Annotated in this window: 11 protein-coding genes; 3 read left to right on the forward strand and 8 right to left on the reverse strand. The window is 65.0% G+C overall.

Annotation, left to right across the window (positions count from 1 at the left end; all coding sequences use genetic code 11):
* Positions 1–244: alpha/beta fold hydrolase (locus AC1DT2_RS09055; RefSeq protein ID WP_477295928.1), on the reverse strand; the 244-nt coding region annotated here is incomplete at its 3' end.
* A 134-nt stretch (positions 245–378) separates the two neighbouring features.
* On the opposite strand from AC1DT2_RS09055, the gene AC1DT2_RS09060 reads away from it, so the two are divergent.
* Positions 379–1,314 (forward strand): AraC family transcriptional regulator, encoded by a 936-nt coding sequence (locus AC1DT2_RS09060; protein WP_477295929.1) that lies wholly within the window; start codon positions 379–381, stop codon positions 1,312–1,314.
* A gap of 61 nt (positions 1,315–1,375) precedes the next feature.
* Here AC1DT2_RS09060 and AC1DT2_RS09065 read toward each other — a convergent pair whose 3' ends face one another.
* The 3 genes from AC1DT2_RS09065 to AC1DT2_RS09075 all read right to left on the reverse strand — a co-directional run bounded on the left by AC1DT2_RS09065 (position 1,376) and on the right by AC1DT2_RS09075 (position 3,982).
* Positions 1,376–1,888: a DUF302 domain-containing protein gene (locus tag AC1DT2_RS09065; protein ID WP_477295930.1), complete on the reverse strand. Its 513-nt coding sequence runs from the start codon at positions 1,886–1,888 to the stop codon at positions 1,376–1,378.
* Positions 1,889–1,989: 101 nt separating this feature from the next.
* Positions 1,990–2,781: an alpha/beta fold hydrolase gene (locus AC1DT2_RS09070; protein ID WP_477295931.1), complete on the reverse strand. Its 792-nt coding sequence runs from the start codon at positions 2,779–2,781 to the stop codon at positions 1,990–1,992.
* 181 nt (positions 2,782–2,962) lie between these two features.
* Positions 2,963–3,982, reverse strand: coding sequence for a hypothetical protein (locus AC1DT2_RS09075; RefSeq protein ID WP_477295932.1), 1,020 nt, complete (start codon positions 3,980–3,982; stop codon positions 2,963–2,965).
* Between the two features lie 165 nt (positions 3,983–4,147).
* On the opposite strand from AC1DT2_RS09075, the gene AC1DT2_RS09080 reads away from it, so the two are divergent.
* Together AC1DT2_RS09080 and fdhD are read left to right on the forward strand one after the other, a co-directional pair.
* The gene (locus AC1DT2_RS09080; protein WP_477295933.1) at positions 4,148–6,493 is read left to right on the forward strand and encodes an FdhF/YdeP family oxidoreductase; all 2,346 of its coding nucleotides are present in this window, start codon (positions 4,148–4,150) and stop codon (positions 6,491–6,493) included.
* Positions 6,483–7,370: a formate dehydrogenase accessory sulfurtransferase FdhD gene (gene fdhD / locus AC1DT2_RS09085; RefSeq protein ID WP_477295934.1), complete on the forward strand. Its 888-nt coding sequence runs from the start codon at positions 6,483–6,485 to the stop codon at positions 7,368–7,370. The genes AC1DT2_RS09080 and fdhD overlap by 11 nt, the downstream gene beginning before the upstream one ends.
* A gap of 21 nt (positions 7,371–7,391) precedes the next feature.
* Here the strand turns inward: fdhD and AC1DT2_RS09090 are convergent, their stop codons facing one another.
* The 4 genes from AC1DT2_RS09090 to AC1DT2_RS09105 all read right to left on the reverse strand — a co-directional run.
* A complete protein-coding gene (locus tag AC1DT2_RS09090) occupies positions 7,392–7,730 on the reverse strand; it encodes a hypothetical protein (RefSeq protein ID WP_477295935.1) in 339 nt (112 codons plus the stop codon).
* Positions 7,727–8,260: a molybdenum cofactor guanylyltransferase gene (gene mobA, locus AC1DT2_RS09095; protein ID WP_477295936.1), complete on the reverse strand. Its 534-nt coding sequence runs from the start codon at positions 8,258–8,260 to the stop codon at positions 7,727–7,729. Before mobA ends, AC1DT2_RS09090 begins: the two co-directional genes overlap by 4 nt.
* Entirely contained in the window at positions 8,257–9,453 is a 1,197-nt protein-coding gene (locus tag AC1DT2_RS09100; RefSeq protein ID WP_477295937.1) for a molybdopterin molybdotransferase MoeA, read from the reverse strand. The genes mobA and AC1DT2_RS09100 overlap by 4 nt, the downstream gene beginning before the upstream one ends.
* A gap of 43 nt (positions 9,454–9,496) precedes the next feature.
* A partial coding sequence (locus AC1DT2_RS09105) for an EF-Tu/IF-2/RF-3 family GTPase (RefSeq protein WP_477295938.1) occupies positions 9,497–10,832 on the reverse strand: 1,336 nt, incomplete at its 5' end.

Genomic DNA, 10,832 nt, shown 5'->3' on the forward strand with positions numbered 1-10,832 from the left:
CCGTATCCAACGCCTGGATCACCGTATCGCGATACAGGTCGAGGCTGACATGGTCGGCAGCCATGGGCGCACCTTCCCGGCCCGGCAGATCGACGGTCACGACGGGGTGACCTGCTGCGCGAAGCCTTCCCGCAACGTATCCCCATACCTGGCCATTGGAGAAGGCACCGTGCACCAGGATGACCGCGGGCTTCTCTGCAACATGGCCGCCGTTGTTCGTTTCAACTGCATTCGCGTTATTCATGACGATGATCCTCTCATTAGTGGGGAGACGTGGCTGGATGCCGTGAGGAAAGAGTAGTCAGGTCGCCGACGATGAGATATATCAGGGCCTCCGATTTACATGATGGAACGTCCGGCGTGGCCACAGACTTTGGAATGACTTCGGCGCGTACCGACGTGCTTTCGCAGGTGCTCACCTTGATCAGGCTGCGTGGGGAACTCGTCTACACGACGCATCTGAGCCAGCCGTGGGGTCTGCGCTTTCCCCCGGGGCCGGCGCACTTTTGCTTCGTGGAAGCGGGCGGCGCCTGGGTGACGCCCACAGGCCATCCCCCGCTATGGATTGGCGCGGGCGATCTGGTGCTTTTGCCACTGGGGAGGGGTCACACCATCGCTGACGYGGCGGACTCGCCGATCGAGAACATCGACGCCGTTGCTCCCGATCGCTTCGACCGCGACAAGCTCATCCTCCGCCATGGTGGGGAGGGTCCGACAAGCCAGCTGGTTTGTGGGTTCTTTAGCTTCGAGGGCAGCCCGCTGCCTGCGGTCATGTCGGCGCTTCCGGCCCTGATCCACGTTCCGAAGGGAGATGCCGGCGCGCCCGCGTGGCTTGCCGCTATCTCGCACTTTCTCGTAGACGAAGCGCAGCAGCCGGATCCTGGCTCGTCGCTGATGATCTCCCGGCTGATCGACCTGCTGGTCATCCGTACACTGCGCAGCTGGGCGTCCAGCGATGCGAACCGCGTAGGCTGGCTGGGGGGCCTGGCTGAGGAGCGAATCGGGCGCGTGCTCTCAGCGATGCACGCAGATCCCTTCAGACGATGGACGGTGGAGACGCTTGCCGCTGTGGCCACCATGTCTCGTTCGATATTCGCCGAACGCTTTACCGCAGCCGTGGGCGAGCCGCCGCTGCGCTACCTGTCGCGGTGGCGCCTGACCATCGCTGCGGACATGCTTCGAAGTGGCGGGCTTAAGGTCACGGAGGCGGCCTACAAAACGGGCTTTGCCTCGGACGCTGCGTTTAGTCGAGCGTTCAAGAGTCATTTCGGCTACGCGCCAAGCGAGGCGAAGAGCCAACAAACGGCGGTGTGATCGCGCTCCCTCTGGATGATGTTCTCCCAGGCACGCCACGCGTCCTGGCAGACTCTATTCGCTAGCCTTGGGTGGCGCGCGCGACAAGAGCGTCGAATTTCGCATCCAGCAGCGTTGCCATCGCAAGGAGGGGCGGATTGTCCTCGATCACCATCTGCGAAGAAGGACGGACGTAGGTCAACCTCGTACCCCGGCCGTCTTCGGCCTCGGTGATCAGGATCTCGACGGGCGCAAAGAGACCGGCGGTGATGTCATGCCGGATCATCGTAAGTGCGATCAGCGGATTGCCAAGAATCCAGCGAACTGTGCGCCGACGGATCTGGAATTGAGACAGCCAGCCGCCATGATCGATCTCGGCAAACAGCATGAACCCGCTTTTTCCTTCGAACCGTTCTTGCACGACCCGGACGAATTCGGCCTCAGTGATGTCCGCTTGCGCCAGGGCTACGATCTCCGCCGTACTGGCGCGTCCCATCAGGGAGCGAAGGCGCGTCAGTACCTCGTCGAAGCCGAGCGAGGTGGCCACTTCAACTCGCACGCCGTTGAACGGCTTGTGTTGAACATCACGAAACATGGGTGACTCCTGCGCGACGAGCAGACCGTATTAAATTGCGGACGCTATGTGTTTGCCCGATCCCTGCAGCGGCAGGGATCGGGCCCAGAGGATYGGCTGGATCAGCGGGTGGCGGCAGCTTCAATATCGGCGGCCAGCTCATCGGGCGCCGTAAGGAACGGCGTGTGGCCGGTCTGCACCGTGAATTCGCGTCGCACCGGTGTGCTGGCGACCATCTGTGCCTGGAAGGACGGGCTGATCACCTGGTCATTGGCGGTATGAATGTAGACCTTGTCGACCTGGCCGAACTTGGCATCGGTAACGTGCACAGGCGTGGCCAGCGGGGCGAGCGGCTCATCCAGGATCAGGTCGGGGATCGCTTTGCGCAGGCCTTCCGGGGCGCCATTGGCGAACAGGTCGGCACGCGCCGAATACTCGATCGAGGCGATGCCCTGTTCCTTCTTGATCTGCAGGTGGGGACCGATCTTGGCGTCGGCGTCCTTGTTGGCCATCGAGACCAGCGAATCGCCGTCGTGCGGCAAGTAGGCGGCCGTGAACACAAGGGTCTTGATCTTCGTCGGCGCCTTTTCAGCCGCGTCGGCGATRACGATGCCGCCGAAGCTGTGGCCCACGACGACCGCAGGACGCTTTAGCTTCGCCAGCGCGCCGACCACGGTATCGCCGTAGAGGCTCAGGCTGACCTTATCGGGTGTGGCCGGGTTCCCCGGGCGACCCGGCAGGTCGACCGATACGACCTCATAGCCATCGGCCTGMAGTTTGCCGGCCACGTGCCCCCAGACCGAAGCGTTCTCGAACGCGCCGTGGACCAGTACGATCGGCGGTTTTTCTGCAGCGCTGGCGTTAGCGCCAAAGGCGAGACTGGAGGAGATGAGAGCGGCGAGTGCGAATTTCATGGCGAAGATTCCTGGTTTGAGGTTCGAGGCGGCAGGGCCGTCGGGGTAGGCATAGGTTAGGGTTTTAAAAAAAACCAGCCATACCGGAATCTCCGGAATCCATGATGAGCCGTCCGACGCATGCGACGGTATGAACATCGGGGGCGGCCCGGGCGCATAAACGGGAGGGCGCGCTTCCGGATCAGGCTATGCGCGAATGCGGCGGCGGCACATGGGTCATGGCGCGGAGTGAGTCGACCAGTCCGGCGTCCCCGTACTTCGCCAGATAGCGATCGAGAGTCTCGCCGAACGACTCATCGCAAGCCCAGCGCCCCGGGACGGTGGGTGGCGAGTGTTCCTGGACAAAGGCGAGCAGCTCGGCACATTCGTGTCGGTATCCCAGGTCGAGAAAGCGGGCCGCGACGCGCGACATTTCTCCCAGCGGGGCACACGAAAATCCTGTCGCGCCCGGATCCTCGACCTGCAGGCCCGCCGCCGAGCAGGCGAGCTTGAGGCACAGCGCCTCGCGCAGGACGGCGTCGAAGTCGTYGCCCTTGTACCGGCAGCGATCGCTCCACCATGTCCAGTAGTGGATGGTGTCGCCGAGCGCATGAAAGGCCGAAGCGACCAAGGCGACGCCACCCCGCACGGCCGTCTCGCTCACGACCAGGACTACGCTCTCACCGGCCCCGAGCCGCAGCGAGGCGACGGCGGTACCTTCTTCGACGCGGAGCGGCCGCGAGCAGCCCAGATACCACCCTGCCTGCGCCAACAGCTCGGTAGGTGCCGGTTCACCGGCGACGCTATTGCCTCCATGAAGCCCAGCCCCACAGACCATCTCGAACGCCACATCCCCTTCCGTGCAGGTCACGATGCGTACGAAACGGCCCGCCGGAATCGCCTCGGCTTGCCCGGGACGCCCTTCGGCAAGGGCCATGAAATCGACGACACAAAGCTCGCCGGACGCCGTGCGGGCCGTCGATTCAAGAACATTGGTGCCCGGCACGTAGGCGTTGACCCAATGGACATCGCCGTCCATAACGAGGCTTACCAAGGGTTGCTCGTCTCCGGATGCGCCAAGCAGGCCCCTGCCCCGGTCCAGCGCCAGCTGCACCACCGACGCATCGGCCCGGACCCGGCCAAAGCCACGCAGATCGCCAATGGGCAGGCCGTAGGCAGACTGCCGTTCCTGGGTAACGGCGGCACGTATTTGTAGGGACACTTCGTTCTTCCAGGCGCCATGGGGAGGGCGCCGAGCCGCGCGGAGGTTGCAGAAGCGCCTGCCAAGGCGACGTGAATCCCGGGTAAGAGCCGCGACGACGACTTCAGCGATTAATTACGCGGTCCCGTTTACGATTGGCCCAGGCGTAGCGAACGAGGCGTGGCCATGAGCGAGAAAGACCTCCCGGACGTTCCGGGCATCAGCGACTACGAAGGCGCTGCCGGCGGATGGGGCGCCCTGGGTGCGGTGGCGCGCGCCGTCAGCGGCCAACTCGCCCTGGGGCGCGAGTCCATCGCACTACACCGGATGAACCAGCCCACCGGTTTCGATTGCCCGGGGTGCGCGTGGCCAGACCCGAAGGAAACGTCCTCGTTTGAGTTTTGCGAGAACGGTGCTAAAGCGGTCACCTGGGAGGCCACGGCCAAGCGGGTGAAACCGGAGTTCTTCGCCAGGAACAAGGTCGCCGACCTGTGGAACCTCAGCGACTACACCCTCGAAGGCCTGGGGCGGATCACGCACCCGATGGCCTATGACCGTGCAAGCGACACCTACCAGGCGATCGAATGGGACGAGGCCTTCCGTCGCATCGGGGAGGGGCTGCGCGCCCTGCCCGATCCGAACATGGCGGAGTTCTATACATCCGGTCGTGCCTCCAACGAGGCGGCCTTTCTCTACCAGCTGTTCGTCCGCGAATACGGCACGAACAACTTTCCCGACTGCTCGAACATGTGTCACGAAGCCACCAGCGTGGGCCTGCCGAAATCGATCGGCTCGGGCAAAGGCACGGTGCTACTCGAGGACTTCGACCATTGCGATGCGATCTTCTGCATCGGCCACAATCCCGGCACCAATCATCCCCGCATGCTTTCGACGTTGCGCGAAGCCTCGTTGCGCGGCGTGCCTATCGTGGTCCTCAATCCCTTGCCCGAGCGCGGACTGGAGCGCTTCACTTCGCCGCAGCACCCGGTGGAGATGCTGACCAACAGTTCGGTGCGCATCGCATCGACGTATTACAAACTGAAGATCGGCGGCGACGTGGCCGTGCTCAAGGGCATGATGAAGTTCCTGCTCGCCGCCGACCGGGAAGCGATTGCGGCGGGGCAGCCCGGCGTGATCGATCGCGATTTCATTGAAGCGAACACCACCGGCTACGAGGCCCTCGTCGACGATGTCGACGCTACCGGCTGGGACGCCATCGAGGCGAAGTCAGGCCTAAGCCGGGTCGATATCGAAGCTGCCGCCGATATCTACGCCAAGGCCAGCCGCGTGATCGTCTGTTACGGCATGGGTATCACCCAGCACGCCCATGGCACCGAGAACGTGCAGCAGATCGCCAACCTGCTCCTTCTGCGCGGCAACATCGGTCGCCAGGGCGCCGGCATCTGCCCTCTGCGTGGACACAGCAACGTACAGGGCGACCGCACGGTCGGCATTACCGAGAAACCCGACGACGGGCTCAACCGCGGCATCCGCACCACCTACGGCTTCGAGCCACCGGTGGAACATGGCCACGATGCGGTCGCAGCAGTCATCGCCATCCGCGATGGCCGTTCGAAAGCGCTGGTCGCCCTCGGCGGCAACCTCGCCGTGGCCATGCCGGATACCGAAGAAACCTTCGAGGCGATGCGCGGGCTCGATCTGGCGGTGCACATCGCGACCAAACTCAACCGTTCGCACCTCATCCTGGCCAGGCAATCCTTCATCCTGCCCTGCCTCGGCCGCACCGAGCTGGACGTGCAGGCGACGGGTGCGCAGTCGGTCACCGTCGAGGACTCGATGTCGATGGTGCATGCCTCGGCCGGTAGCCTGAAGCCAGCCTCCGAACACCTGCGATCGGAGCCATGGATCGTACGCGGCATCGCGAAAGCGACCCTTCCGCATACGCGGGTCGACTGGGATCGTCTGGTCGGCGATTACGACCTGATCCGCGAAGATATCGAAAAGGTTTTCCCGATCTTCTTCGACTTCAACGAACGTCTTCGCCAGCCAGGTGGCTTTCGCCTGCGCGTGGCGGCGAGCGAACGCGACTGGGCCACGCCGGACAAGCGCGCGAATTTCCTTCTCGCGCGCGGTCTCGACGAAGACCCGGTGCTGGACGAAGGCGACCTGATGCTGACGACGATCCGCTCGCACGACCAGTACAACACCACGATTTACGGGCTGAACGATCGCTATCGCGGTGTAACGGGCAGGCGCGACGTGATCTTCATGCATGCCAAGGATCTCGCCGCCCGTGGCCTCAAGCACGGCGACCGGATCGACGTGGTCGCGACAGGTGTCAATGCCGCCGACGGCAAGCGTCGCGCTGTGGACGGCTTTGTTGCCGTGGAGTACGACATTGCCGAAGGCTCCGTGGCGATGTACTACCCCGAAGGCAATGCGCTCATCGCCCTGGAAAGCCACGACCGCCGTTCCGGCACGCCAGCCTATAAGTCCGTCCCGGTCCGGATCACCGTTTCCGCTGTACAGGGCAAGAAGAAGCCGAAGGGACGGGTCGCGCATGCCGTCTGATCGACAGACGCCCCGCGGCTCGACCACGCGACCGGTCCTGCGTGTCGAACGTGGTGTCGCAACGCCGGACGACGACCGGCTGGCCGAGGAGGTGCCCGTCGCGATGCACTTCGACGGCGAGCCGTTCGCGGTGATGATGGCGACGCCAATGGACCTGGAAGACTTCGCCCGCGGTTTTGCACTGACCGAAGGTCGCGTCGACTCGATCGCGGAGATCGAGCGCATCGATGTGCAGGAGGTCCTCGAAGGGATCACCGTCAACATCCGTACCGCGAAAACCTGCAGGAGCCGCTTCAGCGGCGATGGGCGCTCGCCGGAATCGTCACCGAAGCGCTCCGCAGGGGTCACCGATGACATCAGCTCCTACAAAGAGCGCCTGCCACGCGAGATGCCAGGACGCAGTGGCTGTGGCATCTGCGGAAGCCGGGAGCTGGAAGACGTGGTGCGCCACCCTGAGCCCGTCGGTGCCGGACCGACGATAGGCGTCGATGCGATCGAGCGGGCACTGGAGTCGCTGCGCGCATCGCAGCCGATCAATGCCTTTACCGGCTCGGTCCATGCCGCGGCCTGGGCTTTTCCCGACGGCGCCATTGTCTGTGTGCGCGAGGATGTGGGTCGCCACAATGCATTGGATAAGCTGATCGGTGCGATGCATACCGCGCACATAGACGCCAGCGACGGTTTCGTCGTTATCACCAGTCGCGCAAGCTACGAAATGGTGACCAAGGCGGCGGTGGCCGGCATCACCATCGTCGTCGCCATTTCCGCACCGACCGCGCTGGCGGTGCATCTTGCCAGCGATTGTGGCGTCACCCTGATCGGGTTTGCCCGGCCCGGGCGATTCAATGTTTATAGCCGGCCGCAGCGCATCATCTGAAGGGCGCTTCGAAAGGGCCTTTCAGCTTCGGCGACGGCGCAGGCTGTCTTTGACGTCGACATCGAAACGAACCGTGGTGGCAACCGTGTCGTAACCGGGAATGTCGAACACGAGGCCCTCCTTGCTTGGCAGGCGCGACTGCAAGGCAGCCAGTTCGGTCACCGGGACCTTCAGTCRCCACTCATGGGCATTGCCCTCGAGCGTGCACGAGGCTGCCTCCGTGGCGTCGACCGAATAACGCATGACAAAGGCCTTGCCGAAGGCCGTCGAGCCGAGCAAGGCGATGTTGCCGAGCAGCTCCCCGAGCTCATCCTCGTCGATCCGTACGCGAACCGTGTCGTTCTCCAGCTGTACCCTCATGCGTTCGCCTCGCGCCATTCGTCAGGGGTGTTGCAGTTAGCCAGAAGGATCGGGTCCAGCCCGCCCAGAGGCAGTGTGGTCGTGCCGATGCGCGTCTGCAAGGCAGACACCGAACAGTCGCGACCGGTCAGCGTCATCATGCCAATGAGCGCGTCGCGTGTCGTGGCGTCGAGCGTCAGTCGCATCGGCAGCGGATGCCCCGCCCATCGCGTCGCTCGCTGGCGACGCTCGGTCAGCAAGGGCAAGAGCACGGCGCTCCCCATCCGTGGCATGTCCACCGGGACCACCAGCAGCTCGGCATCGGGAAGCACCTCCGCGGCGCTGGCCATGCCGCCGACCGGTCCGGCCGCCGGCCAACGGTCGGGGATGCCGCCAGAGCGCGAGCCGCTCACCGCCACCAGGCCGGCACCCATGCTGCGCAAGGCACGTGCGGTCCGGTCGAGCATCGTCACGCCGTCGATCACCATCAGCGCCTTGTCCTCACCCATGCGAGACGACAGTCCGCCAGCGAGAATCAGGCCGATGATCATGGCGCGTCGACGGGATCGAGTGGCCACGCATCAGCCGACGCCGTGTACACATCGCTCGCGGACAGCCACGTGTTCGCACGCGTATACGGCTGGATACGATAGGCCGCCTGCGAGGGCGTCATGCGGGCGACGGCGAGCCCCTCTTCGTCACGCGAAATCTCACCCAGTCCGAAGTGCTGCATGCCCTCGCGCACGACCGATGGCGCTTCCAGACGCACGCGCAATGGCCGCTCGGGCGGCAGCCCCGCCATCGCCCGCAGCACCGGCGCCACGAAGAAACGGTAGCCCACGGCCACGGCGATGGGATTGCCCGGCAAGGCGATGACGAGTGGCCCGTTGTCGAAGCGCACCACCAGCAAGGGCTTGCCCGGCCGTATGGCGACTTTGTGAAAAAGTTCACGGGCACCCAGCGACGCGAGTGCGGCTGGCACGAAGTCGAAACGTCCTGCGGACACTGCGCCGGTGGTCACGATCAGGTCGGCATGGCCGGCCAGGGCATCGCGGATCGCGACATGAAAGGCATCACCATGATCGGCAACCCGCGTGCGGCCGATCGCCTCGACACCCCAGCGCGCGAGGCTCGACGCTAGAAACGGTCCGTTGGAGTCGTGGATGCCGGCCAGCGGGAGCGGGCCACCCGCGTTGAGTTCGCTGCCGGTGTTGACGATGGCCACGCGCGGACGTCGCACGACGTCGAAGCGGTCGATGCCCAGGGCAGCGAGCAACATGATCGCCGCAGGATCGACGCGCCTTCCGGCAAGCAAGGCGACATCGCCCACCTCGATGTCACTACCGGCATGACGCACGTTCTGTGCGCGACGCTCGTCCGCAAGGAAGCGCACGCGATCGCCCTGGCGCTCGGTGCGCTCCACGGGCACGACGGTGTCGAAGCCCACCGGCATGCGCGCCCCGGTGGCAATCTCGCAGGCTTCCGCGTCGGGGTAGTCATAGGTATCGTCACCGGCCGCGTGCATGGCGGCAACGGCATAGGTGGATTCGGCAGGAATCGTTTCGCCTGGCGCGCGCACCGCATAGCCATCCATGGCCGCGTTATCGAAGCCCGGCAAAGAAGCGGGGCTGATGATGTCACGTGCCAGAAAACGTCCCGGTGCGGCGTCGATGCCGACGCGCTCACCATCGAGCGCGTCGGCTTCACCTAGTAACAGGGCCAGTGCATCGGGGTAGGAAATCATGGGTGAAGCGTAACCCGGCGGAGCCTCGCCATCACCCATCACGTCACGCCATCTTGCGCGACGCCTCCTGCACGGCCGCCGGGCGGTAGGCATGAAACGCCACCGTGGCCGAAGCGCGGCCCTGGCTCAACGAGCGCAGCGCCGTGCTGTAGCCCTCCAGCTGGGCGAGCGGCACATCGGCCTCGATCTCCGTGCGCTCCTGCGTGTCGGTCAGATTGACGATCTGGCCACCACGACGCTGCAGGTCGCCCAGCAGGTCGCCCACCGCCGAACCCGGCGAACTCACCGAGACGCGCATCACCGGCTCCAGCAATACCGTGCCGGTCGCCTCCAGGGCCGCCTTCACACCGATCTGCGCGGCACGATGGAACGCCATCTCGTTCGAATCGACCGCGTGGGCCTGGCCGTCCGTGACCGCGACATGCGCACCGACCACCGGATAGCCACGCGGGCCTTCGATCAGGGCCGACAACACGCCCTTCTCCACCGCCGGCTGGAACTGCTTGGGAATCACGCCGCCCGTGGTCTTGTCCTCGAAGCGGTTGGTCTCCTCACCGGTCGGCGTGACCGAAAGCACCACGCGCGCATACTGGCCACTGCCGCCCGTCTGCTTGGCGACCTTGCCTTCCACGGAGCCTGACGCCGAGGCCGGGGTTTCCTGATAGGCCACACGTGGCGAACCGGTGCGCACCTGCACACCCCACTCGCGACGCAGACGCTCCACCATCACTTCCAGATGCAGTTCACCCATACCCCAGACCAGCGTCTCGCCGGTGTCCGGATCGGTACCCACGCGGAAGGACGGATCCTCCTGCGCAAGGCGCGCAAGCCCGTTGCCGAGCTTGAGCAGGTCGGCCGAACGTTCCGGCGAAAGACGCCACGACAGCACCGCCGGCTGCGCCTGGATGGTTTCCAGACGCAATGGGTGATGCGAGTCCGTCAGCGTTTCACCGGTGGCGACGTCCTTCCAGCCCGCGATCGCAACGATGTCGCCCGCCTCCGCGGCGTCGACCGCTTCGGTGTCTTCGGCGCGCACCACAGCAAGACGGCCGATACGCTGCACGCGATCCGTGCCGCTGCGCCATACCGCGTCGCCAACGTGCAGGCGGCCCGAGTACACACGAACGAACGCCAGGGGGCCGTGCGCCTGGTTGACCACTTTGAAGACCAGCGCAGCGAATGGCGCGTTCGCATCGGGCGCCACCGTTACGTCACCGTCGTCGGTATGTGCGACCACCGCGGGGCGATCCAGCGGCGACGGCAGGTAGGCGACGAAAGCGTCGAGCAGCGGCTCGATGCCAACGTTGCGGAATGCCGAGCCCGGCAGCACCGGCGAACCGGCGCGCGCCAGCGTGCCGCGACGCAGGGCAGCCGTGAGC

It is taken from the genome of Luteibacter sp. P4_E6 (assembly GCF_056401535.1).